Here is a 22,771-nt window from a genome sequence, read left to right as displayed (position 1 = left end):
CCTTATGTTAGGAACTATTGCATGTAAGCAAAAAGATGAATACAAGGATTTAGATTGTTCGTCTTTAAACTCCTCTTACAGGCAGACTATTCAGCCTCTGATCGCTCTGCACTGTGCAGGCTCTGATTGCCACGGAGCGGGCTCGTCCAACGGTAACTACACAACTTACGAAGGGCTGATTATCCGCATAAACAATGGTACCTTTTCAAAACGCGTGCTTTATACAAAGGATATGCCGGCTAATGGAAGTTTATCTTTGGCCGAAAGAGAAAAAATAAAGTGTTGGTTGAACCGGGGTGCTCCTAAAGATTAGCCTGGTCAATCATAGTTCTGAAAGTTAGATTAATGCGGGGCTTACTTACCTTCGTGGTTGTTGGCAAGCGGTGCAACCAGTGGGTTTGAGTTGTGCCTTTCATAACCAGCAGACTGCCGTTCTCCAAAACAATGGGAATGGTTTGTTTGCTGGTTTTATGTTTGAATAAAAATTTCCTTTCCGCGCCTAAACTTAATGACGCAATGCTGGCGTTTTTTCCAAGTGATTTTTCATCATCGCTATGATAGGCCATGCCTTCTGAACCCGTGTTGTATAAATTAAGAAGACAGGAATTAAATGCAGTTCCCGTTAACTCTTCTACAATTTTTTTTAATTCAAGAAGTTCTTTAGTCCATAAAAGTGCTTGTTTGGTGGTTCCTGAATAGGTATAAGAAAAAGTATCGCCGGCATACCAGGCAACTTTTCTTGCGGTAATAATGTGTTTTCCGAAAATTACGGCTTCGTCGTTCTTCCACTCAATGGTGTTTAGCAGCAGATCATTATACCGGCTAGCCTCTTTTATAGTCATGATCTTTCCATAATAAACCGCGTCGCCATCGTAGGGTAAAATGTTATGTATTTCTTCGGTATTAAATAAGTCCATTTTTTTCTTTCCATTTTTTATAATCTTCCCTCATGCAATGTCCACAAGGCCTGTAGTGTTGTTGTTCTGCTTCGTTTGCCGTCGAAAAAAAGATTCTGTTTTTTTTCTGCATACGTTGTCCTGATTTACAACTTAAAGTGCCGAAGATTTTTAAGTTTATATTTCCTCCAAAAACAATTTGTTTGTTCCTGATTTTTTGGTGAAGTTCCTTGTTTTTAATATCGGAATGATACCACATTAGCCTTTATCTGTTTCAACAAAAGCGGCTTCCCAGCCAATCATAGCGGTTTTACGGGTTTCGCCCCACATATAGCCACCAAGGCCACCACTTGTTTGTATTACGCGGTGACAAGGAATTAAAAAAGCAACCGGATTATCGCCGATAGCTGTTCCAACCGCGCGTGATGCCAGAGGCTTGTCGAGTTGTTTGGCAATGGCACCGTAAGTTGATAGTTTACCGGTGGGAATTTTTAATAATAATTCCCATACTTTTAATTGAAAATCTGTTCCCTTTAAATGAAGTTTTACTTTTGAGGGTTTGTTCCAATCTTCTGTAAAAAGCAATAAAGCATTTTGTTGGTTGCGATCGACAGTTTCTGAATAAAAAGCATTTGGAAAACGTTGTTTTAAAACGGATAATCCTTCCTCTTTCGATTCGGTAAATGCAATGTGACAAATGCCTTTGGCTGTAGACCCTACAATTATTTTTCCGAAATGACTTTCTGCAAAACTGTAATTGATATTTAAATTCTCGCCCCCGTTTTTATATTCGCCGGGACTCATTCCTTCAATCGTAAGAAAAAGATCATGTAATCTTCCCGAACCTGAAAGTCCGGTATCGTGAGCAGTATCAAAAAGACTCATTTCTTTTTCCTGAAGGAGGCTTTTTGCATGCTGAAGACTAATATACTGTAAAAATTTTTTAGGACTCACTCCCGCCCATTCTGTAAAAAGCCTTTGGAAATGAAAAGGACTCATGTTTACTTTTTCAGCAATGAGTTCTAAAGAAGGTTGTGATTTAAAATTTGAGCGTATAAAATCTATTGCTTGGGCAATGCGCTCATAATTATAGTTTTTCTGGTTCATATTACGACACAAAAATAAGCACCATCCCCCTTTTGTACTACCCGAATCTTGCTATAATGCATCTGGTCTTTATCCTTTTGGTTTTTCAAAAACCTGATAATAGTCAATTTTAAGGTCTAAACTTTAGTCAGCTTAACTATTTGTTCACCTCCAATTAATAACAATCACCGCATTTTAGCCTTTCTTCCGAAACCCCCAAACTACAAACCGCGTATAAATCTTACATTTGCAAGCTTTTTGAATCAAATGTAATAGACAAGGGTTGGTTCCATTTTTAAATAATTTAATCGGGTAAAACCGGCACACACGCATGAAAGTTTTCTTTTTTTTCGCTCTTTTCTCTACCTTTTCACAAATTCACTCACAGTCGCTTGCAAATTATAGCTCTGCAAGAAACACTTCTGTCACTTATACCTCTATAAATGTGGCGGGTTCTTCCTTCGCCAGTTGGAGAAATCAAACCAGTAACACGCAGGATGACAACCGGTCGGATTTTACCAATATTGGATTTGACTTTTGGTACAATGGTATCCGGTATACGCAATTTTCTGTTTCTACGAATGGTTTTCTTGATTTTTCAACTTCCACAGACGATGGCGGTCCGCAAAACGACGATTTTGGATATGATAACACTGCCTTTACTGCGGCTAACGCTGCAAATGCTACGCGCCCTGCTGTAGCTCCCTTTTACGACGATTTAACAGCACAAGGGGGAACCGCCGCATTAGGAAACAGCATTAAATATTTGGTAACAGGATCTGCTCCCAACAGAACACTCACAGTAGAGTGGATCAATATGGCGGTATACAATAATACAACGCCTAGTTTAAATTTCCAGGTAAAATTGATCGAAACAACCGGACAAATTATCGTTCACTATGGCACTATGTCTGCGGGAAGTAATACTTTCTCTTATTGTATGGGACTTAATGGCCCAACAGTATCTAACACGCCTACTGCAGCCCAACTTAAGATGTTACAAACTGCAAACAGCACTACTTTGAATAATACAGTTCAAAATAACCTTTCTGCGATGCCGACTTCAGCATCCAACTATATTTTTACCCCTGTTGCTCCTTCATCAGCACCAGGTAGTCTTACGTTTTCGGGAGTTTCACAAACGGGCACAACCCTTAACTGGACAGATCTGGCAAACAATGAACGGGGTTATGTAGTGTATTATTCAACAAATAATAGTGATTTTGATTTTCTGGCTCAAACTGCTGTAAATGCTACCAGCTACGCGGCCACGGGTTTATTACCTTCTACAACTTATTACTGGAGAATTTATGCTGTAACTGAAGGGGCATTGAGCGCCGCTTTAACAGGTACGCAGGCAACAACCGCTGCAGGAAATAAGGTTTCTGTGTCTTCCGGTAACTGGGGCACAGCTGGAACCTGGAGTCCTACAGGTGTGCCCACTGCTGCAGATAATGTAACCATTGCTAATGGCCATTCTGTAAATATAATTGCCAATGCAGTGTGCAATAACTTAACAGTGGGAGCTGGATCAGCTTGCACCCTTAATTTTTCAGGCGCAACAGCGAGAACTTTACTTGTGAATAATAATGTTACTATAAATTCTTCTGCAGTGCTTACTACCTTCTCTACGTCAAATGTTACACATACCATTACTTTGGAAGGAAATATCGTAAACAATGGGGTTTTAAATTTAATACAAGATGCGAACAGTTTAGTAGATGTTATTTTTGATAAAGACGGAAACCAAACAGTGAGCGGAACAGGGGCAACTACGGCATTTAACCGGATAAATATGAGCCTTGGCTCTGTAGTAGAAAATACCCTGGAGATTAGTTCCTCTAATTTCTCAGCAGCTTCCAATTTTTTGGACCTGATTTCAGGAACTTTAAAACTTTCTACGGTAAACGCGGTGAATATTACTCCTTTTACTGCAGCTACTACAATGGCTGCCAATACCGCAATGTGGCTCAACTCTGCAAATCTTACAGTTAATACGGGTGCAGGAATTACCCTGTATGGAAACATTGTTTTAAGTAACGGGATCTTAAATGTGGGAAATGCAGCAGATGAAGATCTTGTTTCAAATGGCGGGGCCATTACAATATCCGGTGGAACTTTAAATGTTGCAGGTAAACTCGATGGTTCAGGAGTTACAAACGTAAATAACATCTGCGATTTTAATATAAGTGGAGGAACCTTAGTAGTGCCTACATTCGGTAGCACAAATACTTCCATAGCACCTTTTCACATTGCCAGTGCAGGTTCTACCTGTAACATGACCGGAGGAACTATAATAATACGAAACGAAGGCGGCACAGGCGCACAGAATCTTGGCTTTGTAAACGTAAATACAAATGCACCCATTGTAACCGGCGGAACATTGCAGATTGGAAATGCTTCAACATCTGCAGCACAGATTATGAATATTAATACGGATACACAAATTCAGAATCTCCTACTTAATAGCGCAAATGCTACCGGTTTTTTAATTACCAACAGTTTAACCGTAGCAGATAAAGTAACCATTGCCGCAGGCACACTTAATGCTAATAATTTAAATATGGCTGTGGGCGGCAATTGGTCTAATAGCGGTACTTTCACGCCCGGAACAGCTTTGGTGAATTTTAATGGAACAAGCGCTCAGGCCATTTCAAAAACAGGCGGAGAAACTTTTAATACGGTGATGTTTAGCAACGCCGGAGTGAAAACATTTGGATCGAATCTTACTGCTAATGCTAATTTTTCAATTTCTTCTGGTGCAAGTGTCGATGTGACTGCTTCTAATTTTACAACTACGGTAAAAGGTAATTTTATAAATAGTGGGACGTTTAACGCAAGAAACGGCCTTGTGTTACTCAATGGTACGAGTGCTCAAAGCATCGGAGGTTCATCTGCAACAGATTTTTATAATCTTACTTTAAATAATACAACGGGTGCTTCTTTAGCTCATGCTGAAAATTTAAAAGGAACATTAACGCTTAGTAATGGAATTTTTAATGCTACCGGACAGGTGTTTACAATGATCTCGGATGCTACTGGTACCGCGCGCATTGCACAAATTACAGGTACCGGAGATTATACCGGCAATGTAACGGCGCAGCGATTTGCTCCGGGTGGAACTACGGGTTGGGCTTTTTTAGGTTCTCCTATTTCTTCAGCCCTAACTTTAGCAGATTGGGATGATAATATTTATATCTCCTGCAACAGTTGTCCGGACGGGAGTTCAGCAGGGTTTTTATCTATTTACAATTACGATGAAACAGCAAGTGGTATTTACGATGACGGTGCCTCATACATTCCTTTAACAGGTGTTTCTGATGCTATAACTCCTGGTAAAGGGTATTGGGTATATCTTGGTACAGGTTTAAATACAACTTCTGATATTACATTGGACCTTACTGGTACGCCAAGAAAGTTTAATTACACAATTCCTCTAAACTATACCAATTTTGGTTCAACTACCAATGATGGCTGGAACCTTATTTCGAATCCCTATCCATCACCGGTTAGCTGGGCCTCTTTAAGAGGAACTACCACTAATCTTGATAATGCTATTTATGTTTACAATGCTGATCTTAATTCAGGATCAGGTGGTTTCGCTTCCTATGTAAACGGAATCAGCAGTCCTGCGATTGCCTCGGGTGGTGTAGGCGATGTAATTGCCATGGGACAAGGATTTTATGTGCACTCAACGGGAGCTACAGGCATAAACGCAACAGAAGCAAATAAAGTTGCGGGTAATCCTACGTTTTTAAAACCGGCCAATCCTGCTGCAACGCGTCTTACCCTATTAGGCGCCAATAATTACGAAGATGAAACGGTTCTGTATTACCAGGCAGGTGCCAACACTGCATTTGATTTACTTTACGACTCTTATAAAATGCGCGGTCAAGACCTTACTGCTGCAAGTATAGCACTTGAAAATGATTCCGATGTTTTTCAAATTAACGGCATTGCACCGGTTATAGGAACCTTTACCTGCCCTTTAAAAACATTAACAGGTGTTTCAGGAACCTATACCATTACCGCAAGAGATATTCATACTTTTCCAAATGGTGCCTGTATTACTTTGTATGATAAGTTTACCGGCACTACAACCGATCTTAAATCTTCTGATTATGTGTTTAATTTAAGCGACACAACAACGGTTTCACGTTTTGTTTTTACCATAACCTACAACACTTTAAGTCTTACCGAAACCCTCCATCAACCTACCTGCGAATTTCCTGTTAAAGGCTCTATCACGGCTATTGGTAATTCCGCTGGTCCATGGAATTATTACTGGACAAGCAATGGAAGTCCGGTTAAAACAAGTTTAAATAAAGCAGGAGCAGATACCTTAACGAATTTAGCGAACGGAAATTTTGAACTCTCTGTTAATACAGTAGGCATGTGCGACTTTAAAGAAAGTAATTACCTTATCAATCAGCAAATTTCTGCACAGGCTCAGTTTACAAGTGTCGATACCATTTACCTCGATCAGAGTTCTTCTATTCAATTCACTAATACTTCTTTAAATGCAAACGCTTATGCGTGGGATTTTGGAACAGGACTGGATTATTCTACAACTAATTCTCCGTCGTTTTCATATAATACCAGTGGCGTTTATACCGTAAATCTTTTGGTGACCAGCAGTACAGGTTGCCAGGATACAGCTTATAAAGTGGTTACAGTTCTCGATGGAATGGTAGGACTGCAAGCTTTTGAATTAAATGCGAAAGAGTTTAAAGTGAAGACACTTGGAAATAATTTGTTTGTAATAGAAGCCAGATTTGATGAAGAGCTTGTCTTACAGTCAAGTGTGACAGATGTGAGCGGAAAAGAAATTGCAAATTATGGATCTCTCAATACCAAAAATTTGAATTTGGAAGTGGATCTTAAAGGCCTGGCAAAAGGTGTTTATTTCTTAAATATTCTTTCTCAAAATTCTAAGAAGGTAGTGAAATTACCGGTTCAGTAGGGGTAAGGTTTATTGACGACTGAAAGGAAAAATTTAATCTGTTTCGTCTGAACCTGGATTGTTATTCAATACTTCAGCGATTATTTAACTGATCTTAAACCTTCATTTTCATGCTAGCGTCTGAAGGTTAATCTGTGTGATCAGCGCAATCTGTGGCGAAAATCAGGAAGTGGCAATCACATTCCGGATCATATTTTTCAGATCCATGTAATTGTGAGGTTTACTTATAAAATCAGAAGCTCCCAGTTGCGAGGCGGTTTCTTTTTCTTTTTGATGCGACGATGTAGAATACATAATTACAGGAATATCTTTGTATTCCTCAGTATTCTTAAGTTTCGACAGACATTCCCACCCGTTCATACGCGGCATATTAATGTCCAGAAAAATAAGGTCAGGTTCTGCTTTTTTCTCAAGAAGATCAAGAGCAATAAAACAATCTATCGCCTTCAGACATTTAATAGTAGGATCAACTTCGCTTAGTGCTTCTGAAAACATTTCCAGATCGTCACTATCATCATCAATCAAAAGAATAACCTTAACCATGTAGCGTTTTTTATGTCCGGCAAAGATAGTAAAATGTAATACAACTATTACAAAAAGGCCTCATGTCAGTACTTATGGAAGGTATTGAACATAAAACCGCCTGTTTACGGTAGTTTTAATGTATAATTCTTCTAAAACATATGCAGCACAGCGTAAAGCGAAAGTAAAGAAATGAAGATCCAAAGTAAAACCCCTTGCAAAAGGGGTTTTGGCCCTACTGATTTTAGTCCGTTTTTATCAAGGCCGGCGCCTATTAAAAACAGTGTAAGTGTGATGCCAAGTTTTGAAAGCGTTAATAGTGAGGGAGTGACAATAGCTAATTGAGGGACATAACTATTTAAGATCATAGCCAGAACAAAAAAGAGAATGAAATAAGGAATCTTTACTTTTTTGGCACTCGTTTTAAAAAGAAACGCACTCATAAATGTGAGAGGAATTATCCAGAGACTTCGGGCCAGTTTTACCGTTGTAGCAATCTGCAAAGCTTCGCTCCCATAGCGTCCCGCCGCGCCAACAACAGAACTGGTATCGTGAATAGCAATCCCACTCCAGATTCCAAATTGGTACTGCGATAAATTAAGAAGATGTCCGATGAAAGGAAATAAAAATAAGGCTACCGAGTTTAAAATAAAAATAGTGGCCAGTGCCACCGTTATTTGTTTTCCCTCGGCTGAGATAACGGGTGAAATGGCTGCAATAGCACTGGCTCCGCAGATGGCAGTACCACTCGAAATGAGATGGGAGGTTTTTTTATCGATTTTTAGAAAGTAACCCAGAAGCCCACCAAAGATTAATGTGCAGATGAGCGAAACTACGGTAAAAGAAAATCCTTCTCTGCTGGTTGCGATCGCTGAATGAATGTTCATTCCGAAGCCAAGTCCTATAACCGAAACTTGCAATAAAATTCTCGAGAGCTTTTGACTTTGTTCAGGAAAAGGATTCCCGAAAATATTAACAACCACAAGTCCTAGTAACAAAGCAAAAGGAGGAGCAATAAAAGTACTCACACAAAGAAGAGAGCAGATTACAAAAATGATTTTTTTTATAAGAGGATTTTGTAAAAGGTGATTTTCTGGATGTGAATCCGGCATAAGGAAATAAAAGCGTTGTGTGGAATTAAATTTACTCTTTTTTAATTTACAAAAAGTTGATAGGCGTCAACTAAGCAATATTCAGTTTATTGGTTCGTTAATTATGCAAAACCTTCTCGCTTGTTAATATCCTAATTTATTGATAATTAACGGAATAATAATGGAAACTTGTGAAACAATATAGGTTTCCTTAGTTTTGTGCAGATTTATTACTAACCCTAAAATAAATCATTTATGAAGAAAATAATTCTACTTTTTATCATCCTGATCTCTTTTTCTTGTCAGAAGAGATACGATTGTGTTTGTGAATCGGTCTCCAAAAAAAGAGATACGCTTATAACAACGGTGCACACCACGAAAATTGGTGTCAGTGGTTTTGAAAAAGATTGTGAGAAAAACGAAAGTCTTTTAGCAGACTTTAAAAACTGTCGCATCGAGTAATTACTTTTCTTTACCCCAATTGTTTTCCTTTTCCTTATCCTTATAAGTCTTCTTTGTTAGTTTAGATTTTTTTTTGCCGTTCCACGTTCCCTTCTTCTTTTTAGCCCTCATAGTATTCACTAAAGAATTCTTCACTCCGTTTTTATTTTTAGGCGTTCCAATTGGTTTTTATCCTGTTTAGGTAAAGTTTTTCCTGTCTATAACGGGCTAAGGATCTAAAAAGCAAAAGAGACTGCCCGAATGTAGCAGCCTCTTTTTATGTTTATTTTGGGTGTTTTTATTTAAGCAAAGAAACATTTCCCATCTTCTCAAAAGTGCTTCCCTCTGAATCTTTGTATTTTATCTTGAAAACGTACGAGTCTTCTTTTAAAGTCTCTCCCTTGTTTTGGAAAGATCCATCCCATCCTTTACTCATTTCATTGCTTTGGTAAACGAGGTGACCCCAGCGATCATAAATCTTCATTTCAAATCCTTTTGGATCAACACCCTCTTTAGTGAATACCGGGATAAAATAATCGTTTATGCCATCAAAGTTTGGTGTAAATGAATTTGGTATAAAAATATTGTAGTTGTTTTTTACTTCGATCACTTTACTCACCTCACTCGAACAGTTTTTTAAAGATGTAGCAGTAAGCGTTATCTGATATTTTCCAATAGCAGTGAAATTTATAACCGGTGAAAGCTCAGAACTTTGATAAACATTGCCGGCTTTCCATTGATACAAGTTATTGTCAAGATCAGAACTAAGGTTGATAAGTTGAACTTTTGGTTCGCTGATGTAAATTTCTTCGGGGAAACTAAAATCAGCTTTCGGTGAAGCATATACTGCTATTTCTGTTGTTTTCGTATCTGCTTTGCAACCCAGGTTGTCAGCATAGTCAAACTGAATTTTATAATTTCCTGGAGTAGAAAAGACGTGTTCGATGTTATATCCATTCTCTGGATCAGATCCATCACTAATATTCCATAGGCCTTTCCCCGCATTTATCCCCGGTGCATTAAATTCTATTTTTAAAGGAGCGCATCCTTCCTGTAAACTTCTTGTTATTTCTACCTGAGGGGCTTTGCGAACTTCAACGCGCATTTCGGCAACATCAGGACAGTTAGCTTCGCCAGGTTCAGAATGTGTTGTGTATACCAGAACAATTGCATTGTCGGGGTTCGCAATGGAAGGATTAAACAGTGTTCCAAGTAAACCTGGAGCGCCATTTTTGGTAGACCATGTACCACCTTGATTTTGCACATAACTATTAAGATTTACAGCAAGGTCGGTGTTACAAAATGGTCCCACTGGTTTTTCAAATGCTGCTGAAACAAACTTCTCAACTTTAACAATTGTTTGCGCATAAGCTTTGCAAGGACCAGAAGTAACACTATAAGTAATTAGATTATTTCCAATAACACCGAATGCGGGATTAAACAGGCCTCCTGACGAAACAACGCCTGTAATCGGGCCACCGAATAACCCTCCGATGGGACTTACGTTTAATTGCACAGGTAAGCTTGAATTACAGAAAGGCCCGGCTTGTGAAACCACAGGTACTGCAAGCGAAAACACATTTACAGCAATAGAGGCTACGTCAGGACAAAGGCCTGATGGTGAAGAAGCTGTGTTATACTGTAGAGTAACACTTCCTGCACCGGCAACGGCAGGATTAAAATCAGTGCCACTGATCCCTGTTCCCGTCCAGTGTCCCAGGTTATTTGAAGTAAATGGAGATAAGTTAATAACCGGACTGTTGTTGCACAGATCAGGAATATTTCCTGTAATCGTAGCTGGAACAAATGCTTCTACGTTAATGTTCATGGCCTGGTGTCGGTTACAAGTAGGAGTTCCAATACTGTACTGAATTAAGTTATTTCCAATAGAGCTGAGGGCCGGCGAAAACAACCCATTGTCCGACAAATAAGCAGTTGTGCTCCATTGGCCTGTATTCGGGCTGACGCTTAATTGAAATGGATTTACATTATTACACAAAGTCGAAACCGGAGTAATGGTGGGTTGTGCTGGATTTAATACAGATACAAAAAGTGTTTGGCTATCCGGACACAAAAGTGCATTCGGTACTGAAGTGGTGTTGTAAGTTAAGGCGTAGGTGTTAGTAGCCAAACCATTTGGAAAAAAAGAATTGGTGGCAACACCGCTCGCTGCAGTCCATGTTCCGCTTGTATTTAATACTAAGCTCATGAGATTGAATGCGGGAGTCGAATAACAAAAATCAGGAGCAGGTCCGGTTAAGGTGGCAGGAATAAATTTCGAAATTTGTAGCACAGTGCTGGACATGTCTAAACAAGGTCCGTCAACCAAAGTATAGGTCACCGTAAGATTAGGACTTGTGATGTTGGCCGGCATAACCAGTCCGCTATTCGTAACGCCCATAGCCGCCGACCATCCGCCACCTGCTGGATTAGCAGTTAAAGAAAAAGGGGCAGCGTTCGTGCAGAATTCAGATACTTGAGTAATAGTTGGTATAAGCGTGTTTGTTACAGCAACATTAATACTTGTGTTTGAAGGACAGGCGAGTGTATTCGGAGAAGACGTTCTGGAATAAGTTAGAGTATAATTACCACTAAGAAGGTTAGCAGGACTGAATTGGTTTGCATTTACATTTGTTCCATTCCAACTGCCGCCAGCGGTACCCTGAACGATAGTCATCAGGTTAAATGCAGGGCTGGTAACACAAAGGGCCGGAACCCCAGCACTTAAAGCGGCAGTCCGGAATTCAGAAACTTCATAAGTACCGGTATTGCTTGCCGCGCAGGTATAAACGGATGTTGAATAAGTAAATGTATTCACTCCAAATACAATGTTTGTATGAGAAGGAGTAATAAGTCCACCTGCACTTACCGGACTCGCAGTACCAGAAAAGCTCGTTGAAAAACTACCACCAGGAAGATTAGTAAGAATTTGATAAGCAGAAGAATTATTACACAAGGCTGGAATAACACTAAAAGTAGGAGTTCCGGGATTAACAGCAGTAATGGTCATGTGTTTTACAAGAGGACAATTAATCAGAGTTGGGGTAACAACTACAGTATAAACTATTGTAGCCTGAGTTCCTGGCACTACAGTGGGACTAACGATAGAATTGGCAGATGTTGTACCGATAAGCCAGGTAGAAGGAGACCATTGATAAGTATACATGCCGCCGGGCGCATAACCGAAGTTGACCGAAGCTGCCAGGCTGTTACCAGGACAAAGAGTGGGTGAGGATGGTGTTAACGTATAATTAAAAACATGTGTGTTCACTACAAAAGTGCTGGTATAATAACAGGCACCATCAAATGCGTTCACACTGTAAGTGCCTGCTGCAAGCCCGCTTAAAGTAAGATTGGTCGCAGTTCCTGCAGAAGTACTTGTGTTGTACGCTGGGGTATTGCTGCCGCTTGAGGCGACATTGATGTAATTAAATCCTGAAGGCGCTCCTTGCGCGGTTGCCAGGTTTATTTGGCCCGTGCCATTGGTTCCATTTAAACATACAGAGGTAATACCCGTTGCCATAAGAAATCCGGGTGTTGTAGATGCTAGAATATACTGCACAGAATCCTGACAACCCTGATTGCTTATATACGTTACAGAAATAGTTTGCCCGTTGACAGGATTTTGTATCGCAATAGTTGGAGAGTTACCTCCCAGACTTGCTGTGATAGCGCTGGTACCACTGTACCACTGAAAATTACTTCCGCCATTCGTAAGTATTGGAGCTACGTTTCCACAAAAAGGTTTAAGAATGCTTTGTACAGCAGGAGCGGCTGTTCCAATGGTTGTGGTAGCTACTGCCGATCCACAGCCTGCCGCACCTAAGCCAGTGAGAACAATTGAATAAATTCCCGCGGGTAAACCTGTAACTATAGAGGCTGTTCCCACTACAAGGTTGGCACTATTCAGCCAGGTGTAGTTATAACCACTTCCACTGCCGTTTCCAACTACAGTGGCTGTACCGCTGGCACCGCCAGCACAGGACGGTGCTGAGGCAAGTCCTGCAATGTTAACGGAGCTGGGAGCAATTGTGTTGGTGGATACAAATTGACATCCTGAAAAAGAAGTTAGATATAAAGTGTAAACCGAATTAGCTACCGGATTAGAGATTGAAATGACTTGCATCGTTGACATGGCGGGCGAAAGCGTTGGACCGGAAGCAGGAGCTACCCAGGAATAAGTGGCATAGCCTAAGGGTGCCGCAATCTGCGCCACTCCGCTGCCGGAACAAAAACTTACAGGACCGGCGATAGAAATTGTGTTGGTGGTCGGAGGTGAGCAATTACCGCAAAGTATAGAACCTCCGCACTTGGCATCGAAATACAATGATCCGTGGTGAGCCCCGCCAGTGCAGTCGCCGTTAACTATCTGCATCGTAACGCAACTTCCTATATAGGGTGTTAAATCAATATACTGTATCTGCCAGTTAGTCCATGAAACATTATTGGTAACAGTATAGCCGTTATTACCGCTATTACAACTTGGTCCGGACGGGGTTAAGCTTACTGACGAACAACCCAAAGCCGCGCCGTTACAGTCAAACATATTGATTGTGAAAAATGGTTGGTCGCAACAGAGATGCCCCGAACCATCCCAGGAGCCAGCATAAGCAAATTGAAAAAGAGAGTTTTGAGTTGTAACGGGAAAAGTAGTACTGATTCTTGTTACTGTGAAACCTGGAACAACATCGTTTAATACTGCAACATTGGTGCCTCCCAGAGGTGATGCGCCAATATTTCCAATATAGGGATGTCCTAATATAGGTGTGCTTACAATTGAAAACTCCGGACTTCCTCCTACCCAGATAGGGGCCGGGTTATTACAGGTAACCTGGCAGGTAGAAGAACTGGTGCTTTCAACCACCCAGCCAGATACAGCATTGGAAGTGTTATAAGTTCCGGGAGTAGTACTTTCAAAGTCTTCGTTAGTACAAGGAGCTCCATTGATGCTTGCTCCGGCTCCTGATGTTTTGCCTTTAGGTGTAGTTTGCGTTTGTGTGGTTTGTTGATTAGGAGCAAATCGTCCCAGCTTATATTTCTGATTAATATATTCTCTTTTGCGTATTGCCATCACATTTATAAACTCCTCACCAACATATAAGCGCGCCAGGAGTTCGGTTTTAACCGCGGCTTCATTAAATCCTTTTAAGGAATCTCCATAAAAGTTTTTGTAATCTTTTACAGTGCTTGCAGATAAATAGCTCTGATTTGAAATATAGCTTGCCTTCGCGTCCACAGAAGTATTCTGGATCGCAGAATTTCTATCTGTTTGTGAATATAAGTTTGTTTCTAAAATACTCAGAAGGAGCAACAGGGTGATGAGTAGATTTTTCATAGCACGTTTAGTTTCGATAAAGGTACCGTGCGAAAGCCTCAATTAGCAAGCACTCTCACTCATTCAATTCTAAATCTCACTAAGTGAATTTTTATTCACTCACCGATAATAAAGTTTCACGCAGCGAAAAAATGATTTCGTTTTTTAAGGCTTGTGTACTTTAAAGAAAATAAAAGATAAAAAAGAAGTAAGTAATTTAGTCTTGTGAGGGAGCGCTCACACTAACACCGGATGCATCTTTTTTAGTGGTGCCGAAAAATTGAATAATATAAGCGAGAACCATAACCAGCAAACAGCCAATAACATTTAGCCATAAAAAAGCCGTAAGCTCAGTCAGCCAGGCGAAGATGATAAAAATTTCTACTATAATTGCTGCAAGGAAAACGGAATTGCCATTTATCTTCTTCATATAAAAGGCCACTAAAAAAATCCCAAGGATGGTGCCATAAAATAAGGATCCGAGAATATTTACGGCTTCAATGAGATTTCCCAACTTGCTGGCATAGATGCCCACAACGATACAAAACACTCCCCAGGCAACAGTTGCCCAGCGCGATGCCGAAAGATAGTGGGTCTCACTTTGATCTTTCTTAATAATACGTTTATAAAAATCTACAACCGTTGTGGAAGCCAGTGAGTTTAATCCGCTAGCCATAGAACCCATAGCTGCAAGAAATATAATGGCAATAAGCAGGCCAATTACTCCTACTGGAAATTGCTCAGTAACAAAACGTAAAAAAATATAATTGCCATCATTGCTGTCAGCCTTCTTATTGTTTTTTTCAATGAGCGCCGGAACTTTTTTGCGAATTTCGATCGAGCGTTGATCAGCTTCCTGTAACCGCGTTCTTGTGCTGCTTATTTCCGCTTCGTTTTTTTCTTTTAAAGCCGCAACAAGTTTATTAAGTTGATACTGTTTTTCAATTCCCACAACTTCATAATCATCGTTGAGTTTTTTGAACTCTTCTTTATAGGCACTGTTTTCAATACGGTCTACTTCTACTTTATTAAAAAAAATAGGGGCCTGATGAAACTGGTAAAAAACAAAAACCAAAACGCCGATCATTAAAATCATAAACTGCATCGGTATTTTTAAAAGGCCGTTCATAACAAGGCCCATGCGACTTTCAGAGGTTGATTTGCCGGTTAAATATCTTCCCACCTGCGATTGGTCTGTTCCAAAATAAGAGAGCTGTAAAAAAAATCCGCCAATAATTCCTGACCAAATGGTGTAACGGTTATTAAGGTCAAAATGGGTATCTATGGCATTAAGCTTATTCATTTTACCGGCAATGTCCAATGCCTCTATAAATCCTATATCGCCTGGAAGCATTTTTAAAACCAGGTAAGCTGACAAAAATAGTCCCGCAAAAATAACGCTCATTTGAAGCAATTGTGTGTGCGAAACAGCTTTAGCGCCACCATAAACGGTGTAGCCAATTACAACGAATCCGGTAAACACAATCATGTAATTAATGTCTGTATGTAAAATAGTAGAGAGAATGATGGCAGGAGCATACATGGTGATTCCGGTAGAAAGCCCACGTTGTAATAAAAATAAAAAAGCGGTTAGTGAGCGCGTTTTATTGTCGAAGCGTTTTTCTAAGTATTCGTAAGCCGTAAAAACATTTAATTTTCTAAAGATGGGAATAAACGTGATACACAAAACGATCATTGCCAATGGCAAACCAAAATAAAATTGTATAAAGCGTAAGCCGTCATTATAACTTTGTCCGGGTGCCGAAAGAAAAGTAATGGCGCTTGCCTGCGTTGCCATTACCGAGAATCCTACCTGGTACCAGGGCATTTTTTTATCGGCAAGAAGGTATCCATCCAGGTTATTGGTACCGCGACTTTTCCAAACACCATACAAAACGATGGACACTAACGTGAGAGCAAGAACTATCCAATCAATCTGACTCATTTAAAATACTGTGTAAAAAAATAAAGAAAACCTACAACGATTACTTCCACAACAATCACAAGAATGTAAACATTGCGCCAGGTTCCTAAAATGGGTGAATTTTCGTTTTCTGGTTCCTGCATATTTATTTATTCTGTGGTAAACTTAATAGATTCACAAATAAGCGGTACGCTCCCGGCACTCCGGCAGGTAACTCCCTAAAGAAAACCAGTCCCGTGTAAACAAAATTACCTGTCCCATATTTTGCAATGATCAAACTGCCCTCACTTGCTTTTTCTTTCGGATCATTTATACTAAAAATAGTTTCGTAATTTTTGTCAATGTCTTCTGCGAAATAAATTCCACGCTCCTGGATCCATCCATCGAAATCTTTTTGTTCAATCTTGTTAGGAAAATTTAAAGCGGCATGTTTTTCATTTACAAAACGAATTTCTGCTTTTTCATTCGTTACGCGATCACGCGAAATAGAAAAAGGAAAAGGTCCCATCTTTGCCTGCAACGGGCCAACGCGGCTATTGGTGTTGTATTGCACAACTAAGTTACCACCATTTTTTACGTAATCCATTAGTTTTGTGTAGTGCACTTGTAAACGATCGCTTGTGTTATAAGCACGCACTCCCGTAACTATACTGGAGTATTTGGAAAGATCACTGTTAGTCAATAGTTCGTCGCTGAGAATTGTAACATTATAACCAACTTGTTTTAAACAGGCCGCCACATCATCACCCGCACCTGGAATATACCCGATGTTAGTTCCCGATTTTTTTAAATCTACGTTTACCAGTCCTGCTTCAGCATCGCTTAAAGTAAATTGGTAAGGAATATGATCGTACTCAATACGTTTAATGCTTTTGTTGTAGATTTTCGAATCTGAAATTACAGAAGCTTCAAACTTGCCGTCCTTAGCACCCTTTCCGGCTACTATGCTGACTTCAAAAATTTGTTCGTCTCCTTTATTGCTTAATTTAAGTGCAGGGTCTTTAATAGTGATATTCCAGCCTTCACTGGCTTTGATTTGTAAATTGCCTGTTATGTTTGCAGCATTTGCTTTAACCGTTATAAGAAGTGTTCTTGGATTTGCATCCGTAAACACAAAAACTTTTTCCGGAATAGTAATCGTTACAGGAGGAAGCACTTCAAATGGTCTGTAAATTTCTCCTTTAACCGGATCGGTATATTTATAAACCAGCGAACGTTCCACTTTTAACGCAAGATCCTGGATGCTGAGGTTAAATTCAACTTTCAAAGCGGATTCATTTTCTGGTTTTCCAATCAAAGATTTATTTCTAACCATGTACAAACCGGGCTCATGTTTCTCACTTAACCAATAGGGTGTGGAGTAGGGCAGATCCGCAGCTAATTTTTGTTTACGTTTAAAAGTGTATAATTCGTTTTGTTTTAGAATTAAAGACATGCTCGTGTCACTCATCCCCACATAAGAAATGCGGTTTAATTTTATGTCCGATTTATTTCTGGTTACAACATTTACAGTTATCTGAGCGTCTTTTTCAGGAATACCAATGTAGTCTCCGGCAAAACTTTCTAACCATAATCCTGAACAGGCAAAAAGTAAATTTTCCGTCTCTTTTAGTTTTTGTTGTTTCCAGTAATTCAATTGCTCGTTTTTAGAATCCAAAGCCTGCAATTGTTTGTAAATAGAAACCAAAGCAGTCACACTTTTTTCGGGAGCCTGGGCATCGAAATATTTAATGCATTCTTCGATAGTATTCTGTAATTTTTCTGTTCCGCGCATACGGTCCCATTTGGTATTTACACCGGCCAGAATATCAGCTTTTGTACTGTCGCCCTTCAAGAATTTAAAAAACTCAGTAGCAGAACCCCGTTGTTTCGCAGAACCAAAACCCTGACTCTTATGCATAGAGCGGCTTTCAGAAGCAATCTCTCCATAACTTTTTCCCAATAAAGGATTAAACACGCCTACGTCTATTTTTAATTGATCGGGTGAAGTAGTGTTTGTAGATCCGAAATTAAAAGAGTTGAAAAAGATACGTTTTGCCTTCCAAACTTGTGTATACTTTAATTGTTCAGGAAATTTCGTGGGATCAGCCGCTGCGTCAAAAGCTTCCAACGCAAGTATAGCAGATGCCGTATGGTGACCATGCCCACCTTCTCCCGTTGTAGGAAAACGGCAAATGATCACATCCGGTTTAAACCGGCGGATAGTCAAAACAACATCCGATAAAATGCTATCCTTGTTCCAGATGCTAAAAGTCTCTTCCGGATTTTTAGAATACCCGAAATCATTAGCGCGTGTAAAAAATTGTTCTGCGCCATCCGTTCTTCTGGCAGCAAGCAATTCCTGGGTGCGAATTAAACCTAACAACTCACCTTGCTCTTTACCAATTAGATTTTGGCCGCCGTCTCCCCGCGTAAGTGAAAGATAACCCGTGCGCACTTTTCTTTCATTAGCAAGATAAGCCAGAAGACGGGTGTTCTCATCATCCGGGTGCGCCGCTACATAAAGCACTGCGCCTACAGTATTTAATTTTTTTAAACCCTGAAGAATTTCCGCAGAATTCATGGTTTGTGTTGTCTGTGCGTGACCAACGAGGACATAAAACAGCGCTATGATGAAAAGTCTAAAATGTTTTTTCATATCAAAAATTTAAAGAAGAAGGATTTTTTAACCGGTTTTGAAGATACCTATTTATGAATTGTATGAAATGCAAAATTGGTTAAAAACAGATATTTGTCAGGGTTTGGAAGTTTTGAGTTATGCTTTTTAACCGCCAAAAAAAAATCAGTTGGGCTGTTTTTAGCACATAACCACATAGAAACATAGAGAGGGATAGAGGATCTTCTAAGCGCATAGTTCAGGCGCACATAGGAATGTTTCGCTTTGCGAAACATTGGCAACCCAACAAAATATTTCGCTTTGCGAAATATGTTATGTGTGTAACTTACTGTGTTAGTCTCTTTCTATCTCTCTATGTCTATGTGTTTCAATTTCCTGTAGTGGGTTTCGGTTTTTTTAGAGCTTATGGAAACGTTAGAAAATCCATGGTTCTAGTAAGCGCCGAATTTCTCTGAGCTGCAGTTTATAAATATTTCGCAAAGCGAAATATTTCCTATGCATGACTTTCTGCGTTCTAGGCGTTTTTCTATGCGTTCTATGCTTCTATGTGGTTTAATTGCCCTGGGTTCGGTTTTTTTTAGCAGCTCTGCAAGCCTGCCTTACGTTTAGGCCATAAAATTAAAGCCTTAAATGCCTAAGATTTAAGTATCTTCGCGTAAAATAGCCATATGACTTCCTTTAACGATCTCAACCTTTCTAAACCACTTGTAAAAGCTTTACAGGATCTGGAGCTGGAAAATCCAACACCTATTCAGGAAAAAGCTTTCCCGATCATTATGTCGGGCAAAGATGCTGTGGGGATTGCGCAAACCGGTACTGGAAAAACATTTGCTTATTTAATTCCGATCTTACGTCAGCTTACTTATTCAGAACAACGTCACCCGCGCGTGCTCATTGTGGTTCCAACACGTGAGCTGGTGGTGCAGGTAGTAACAGAAATTGAAAAGCTTGCAAAGTACATGAGTCTTCGCGTTTTCGGAGTTTATGGTGCTTCCAATATCAATACACAAAAACAAAAAGTATATGATGGTCTCGATATTTTAGTGGCAACTCCCGGACGATTGATCGATCTTACTTTGAGCCGCACTTTACAATTCAGTGCTGTAAAAAAACTGGTGATCGATGAAGTGGATGAAATGCTGAATCTAGGATTCAGGCCCCAACTCAAACAAATTTTAGAAGTTCTTCCACCAAAACGTCAGAATTTAATGTTTTCGGCAACCCTTACCGAAGATGTGGAAGCGATGATTGAAAAATATTTTAACGCTCCCGAATACATAGAGGTCATAACCCGCGGAACGCCTTTAGAGAAAATCATTCAGCAAGCTTATCACATTCCGAATTTTTACACGAAGGTTAACACGCTGAAATGGCTTTTAGAGAATGATGCCAGCATGAGCAAAGTATTGTTGTTTGTGAAAAATAAAAAAATAGCCGATGATCTTGAAAAAGAGCTCGAAGCCTTTAGCGACGACATTGGCATCATTCACTCCAATAAGTCGCAGCCCCACCGTTTTAATGCGGTAAAACAATTCCAGGAAGGTACGCACCGTTTATTGATTGCTACAGATGTAATTGCCCGCGGACTCGATTTGCAAGACGTAACTCACGTTATAAATTTTGATACTCCAAAAGATCCCAGCTCTTACATTCACCGTATTGGTAGAACGGGTAGGGCAGATAAAACTGGTATTGCCTTAAGTTTTATAACCGATAAAGAACTCGAAATGCAGGAAGCCATCGAAGAACTCATGGCAAAAAAAATAACGGTACTCGATTTACCGGAAGATGTTGAGATTTCAGAAGATCTTACACCCGATGAAATTCCTGCAGTTCGTGATAAAAACCTTAAAAAAGGAAAGAAATTAGTCATTCCTACCGGAGCCTTCCATGAGAAAAAAGCAAAAAATGCCAAGGTACAATTAGGCGGAAAACGCCGCCAGGAAAAACAAAGACGCGCTCTTGAGAAAAGCAGGAGCATGCGCAAGCGTTGATGAAAATAGCGAGAAAAAAAAGAGCGGAATTAATCCCGCTCTTTTTTTGTTATGTAAAAGACTAATAAATTACTGTTTTACATAAGTTGCGGTAAGTGCATAATTAGTACCGTTAATGTTTTCCGTGTACTTCACTTTTAAAGTAGTTCCATCATTCTGAAGAACATTGTAGCTTGTATTTTCGCTTCCACTGGTGATAGTAAGAATAGTTTCGTCCGTGTTCCACACCCATGTTCCGGAAGTGGTTTGAGGATCATTGGTATTACATTTTGTCGGACCTTCATCATCTTTATAAATGTTTGGCGTGTCAAAACGTACTAAATCGTCCTTTTCACAGTCTGTCATTTGTCCGTAAAAATCAGTGATACCAAAAATTGCTGGTTCTACTGTCGCGGCTGTCATTTTATAGTTTTTGCCGGTTAGTTTTTCAGTATTTGTTTGTACTACCGGTGTGGGAGTTGGTTCTGGTTCCGGATCCTTTTCGTCTTTTTTACAGTTCGTAAAAAATAAGCTGGATCCTACAACTGCCAATCCAAGGCAAAGGGATGAAAATTTTGATGTTGTCATGGTTTTTTTCTTTTACTTTTAGGGAGAAAATATTATGCCAACAGTCTATCTTGCTAATAGTGAAAGGAATAAGTGTTTTTTCGCTTTACCAATTGGGTAAAAGGAGCCCATCAGGAAAATTTTTCCCAAAAAAAAAGGCCCTCCTTTTGGGAAAGCCTTTTGGTAAGTGATTTTTAAGATTATTTAATTTCCACTACCAGGAATTTAGATGTGCTCCAGAATTCTTCCGGCTTTGTAATATTTAAAGTGGCAAAACCATTTTCACCTTCTGTCCACGAGTAAGACCCCTCTGGATGGTGAGTTACCAATTTTGGTTTTTTACCTTGAATAGGAATGGATTTAGCTTCGCGAATATCCACTTCGGTAAACGAAGATCTGTTTTTTGTAAAAGCACTTGCAAGGGCTTCTTTTTTACCAACACCCAGAAAACCACCTTTTTTCTCTACGATACTTTTCTCTTTTAATTCTTTATAAGTACCGTAAGTAAAATATGCCTTGTTTAAGTCTTTATCCAGTTTAGAATTAGTTTCAGTTAATAAAGCTTTTTCTGACGATAAAACTTCGTTAGCCATTTGTGATTCGTCTAATTTATTATTCAGATCAGCGATCTTAAATTCAGCTTGTGCCAATTGCTCTTTTAACATGGCAATTTCCTGCTCTTGTTTTTCAATTCGCTCTTTGGTTTGTTTCGCTATTTTCTTCATAGCGCTGTTCTCCTTACCTAATTTTTTGGATTGTTTGGTAAGTTGTTCGATCTTAAATTTGTTGTCTTCTAATAAAGCATTGATAAGGCTGATGTTGTGAAGAATTTCTTCTTTTTTAGTCATGCTTTCGGCAGCCGATGTGTTTGCTACCATGCCTTGTTTATCACGGATCATATCTAAGTTCTTGTTGATCTCATCCATGGTTTTTACCATTTCATTTTCAATAGAATCTTTAGAAGAGCTCATAACCTGAACCTGCTCTAACGCAGCTTCTTCTTTTTCTTTATTGGTGCAGGACGTAAATGACATTCCCACTGCTAGGGTTAATACTAGGAGATTCCTGGTAAGTGATTTCATAAGTTAGTTTTTTAAATTATTTGCAAGGGTTGATTAGGTTTTAAAGGTAATAATCTTTTCATGACCCACAAGAGCCATGGTTTTTTCCTGGCTAAAGCTCTTGAATTTCGACGAAGTAATTTTTGTTTTGATTTCTGCTCGTTTAATAGTTGGATGAGGTTAACGGTTTTACCTTAAAATAGTATGCCAGAGCTGTATCAAAAAATCAGACCTTAGTGTGTTTAAGTTTTGGTTAAGTTTTGGAATGTTCCGGCTTATTTTCAAATCTTACAAATGAAGCTACACCCAAATTAGT

General features: G+C 39.5%; 15 protein-coding genes. 4 read left to right on the top strand and 11 right to left on the bottom strand.

Annotated features, from left to right (window positions below):
* Positions 1-4 precede the first annotated feature (4 nt).
* Positions 5-313, top strand: coding sequence for a hypothetical protein (locus CNR22_01100; GenBank protein ID PBQ30417.1), 309 nt, complete (start codon positions 5-7; stop codon positions 311-313).
* Here the strand turns inward: CNR22_01100 and CNR22_01095 are convergent.
* From CNR22_01095 to CNR22_01085, 3 genes are read right to left on the bottom strand one after another with little or no spacing between them, the layout of a single operon-like run.
* Entirely contained in the window at positions 303-917 is a 615-nt protein-coding gene (locus CNR22_01095; protein PBQ30416.1) for an alpha-ketoglutarate-dependent dioxygenase AlkB, read from the bottom strand. The genes CNR22_01100 and CNR22_01095 overlap by 11 nt on opposite strands.
* Positions 904-1,155 (bottom strand): metal-binding protein, encoded by a 252-nt coding sequence (locus CNR22_01090; protein ID PBQ30415.1) that lies wholly within the window; start codon positions 1,153-1,155, stop codon positions 904-906. Before CNR22_01090 ends, CNR22_01095 begins: the two co-directional genes overlap by 14 nt.
* Positions 1,155-2,003 carry a cysteine methyltransferase gene (locus tag CNR22_01085; GenBank protein PBQ30414.1) on the bottom strand — a complete coding sequence of 283 codons (849 nt, stop codon included), beginning with the start codon at positions 2,001-2,003 and terminating at the stop codon, positions 1,155-1,157. The genes CNR22_01090 and CNR22_01085 overlap by 1 nt, the downstream gene beginning before the upstream one ends.
* A 310-nt stretch (positions 2,004-2,313) precedes the next feature.
* Between CNR22_01085 and CNR22_01080 the strand changes: the two genes are divergently transcribed.
* On the top strand, positions 2,314-6,945 hold the full coding sequence (locus CNR22_01080) for a hypothetical protein (GenBank protein ID PBQ30413.1): 4,632 nt from the start codon (positions 2,314-2,316) through the stop codon (positions 6,943-6,945).
* A 162-nt stretch (positions 6,946-7,107) separates the two neighbouring features.
* Here CNR22_01080 and CNR22_01075 read toward each other — a convergent pair whose 3' ends face one another.
* Both CNR22_01075 and CNR22_01070 read right to left on the bottom strand, forming a co-directional pair.
* The gene (locus tag CNR22_01075) at positions 7,108-7,488 is read right to left on the bottom strand and encodes a response regulator (protein PBQ30412.1); all 381 of its coding nucleotides are present in this window, start codon (positions 7,486-7,488) and stop codon (positions 7,108-7,110) included.
* Positions 7,489-7,619: 131 nt separating this feature from the next.
* Positions 7,620-8,579: a putative sulfate exporter family transporter gene (locus CNR22_01070; protein PBQ30411.1), complete on the bottom strand. Its 960-nt coding sequence runs from the start codon at positions 8,577-8,579 to the stop codon at positions 7,620-7,622.
* A gap of 234 nt (positions 8,580-8,813) precedes the next feature.
* Between CNR22_01070 and CNR22_01065 the strand changes: the two genes are divergently transcribed.
* A complete protein-coding gene (locus CNR22_01065) occupies positions 8,814-9,020 on the top strand; it encodes a hypothetical protein (GenBank protein ID PBQ30410.1) in 207 nt (68 codons plus the stop codon).
* Between the two features lie 277 nt (positions 9,021-9,297).
* Here the strand turns inward: CNR22_01065 and CNR22_01060 are convergent, their stop codons facing one another.
* From CNR22_01060 to CNR22_01045, 4 genes are all read right to left on the bottom strand, one after another.
* Positions 9,298-14,334 carry a hypothetical protein gene (locus CNR22_01060; protein ID PBQ30409.1) on the bottom strand — a complete coding sequence of 1,679 codons (5,037 nt, stop codon included), beginning with the start codon at positions 14,332-14,334 and terminating at the stop codon, positions 9,298-9,300.
* 196 nt (positions 14,335-14,530) lie between these two features.
* Positions 14,531-16,258, bottom strand: a complete 1,728-nt coding sequence (locus CNR22_01055) for a sodium:solute symporter (GenBank protein ID PBQ30408.1) — start codon at positions 16,256-16,258, stop codon at positions 14,531-14,533.
* 124 nt (positions 16,259-16,382) lie between these two features.
* A complete protein-coding gene (locus CNR22_01050) occupies positions 16,383-18,875 on the bottom strand; it encodes an LmbE family protein (GenBank protein ID PBQ30407.1) in 2,493 nt (830 codons plus the stop codon).
* Between the two features lie 47 nt (positions 18,876-18,922).
* Positions 18,923-19,129 (bottom strand): hypothetical protein, encoded by a 207-nt coding sequence (locus CNR22_01045; GenBank protein ID PBQ30406.1) that lies wholly within the window; start codon positions 19,127-19,129, stop codon positions 18,923-18,925.
* Between the two features lie 393 nt (positions 19,130-19,522).
* Here CNR22_01045 and CNR22_01040 point away from each other — a divergent pair, with 393 nt between their 5' ends.
* Complete coding sequence (locus CNR22_01040; protein PBQ30405.1) at positions 19,523-20,848, top strand: DEAD/DEAH box helicase; 1,326 nt, start codon at positions 19,523-19,525, stop codon at positions 20,846-20,848.
* Positions 20,849-20,917: 69 nt separating this feature from the next.
* Here the strand turns inward: CNR22_01040 and CNR22_01035 are convergent, their stop codons facing one another.
* Positions 20,918-21,415, bottom strand: a complete 498-nt coding sequence (locus CNR22_01035) for a hypothetical protein (protein ID PBQ30404.1) — start codon at positions 21,413-21,415, stop codon at positions 20,918-20,920.
* 179 nt (positions 21,416-21,594) lie between these two features.
* The gene (locus tag CNR22_01030) at positions 21,595-22,476 is read right to left on the bottom strand and encodes a hypothetical protein (GenBank protein ID PBQ30403.1); all 882 of its coding nucleotides are present in this window, start codon (positions 22,474-22,476) and stop codon (positions 21,595-21,597) included.
* Positions 22,477-22,771 lie beyond the last annotated feature (295 nt).

Source organism: Sphingobacteriaceae bacterium (genome assembly GCA_002319075.1).
In the GTDB taxonomy this organism is placed as follows: domain Bacteria; phylum Bacteroidota; class Bacteroidia; order B-17B0; family Aurantibacillaceae; genus Aurantibacillus.
This window is presented reverse-complemented; position numbering and strand designations above follow the sequence as displayed.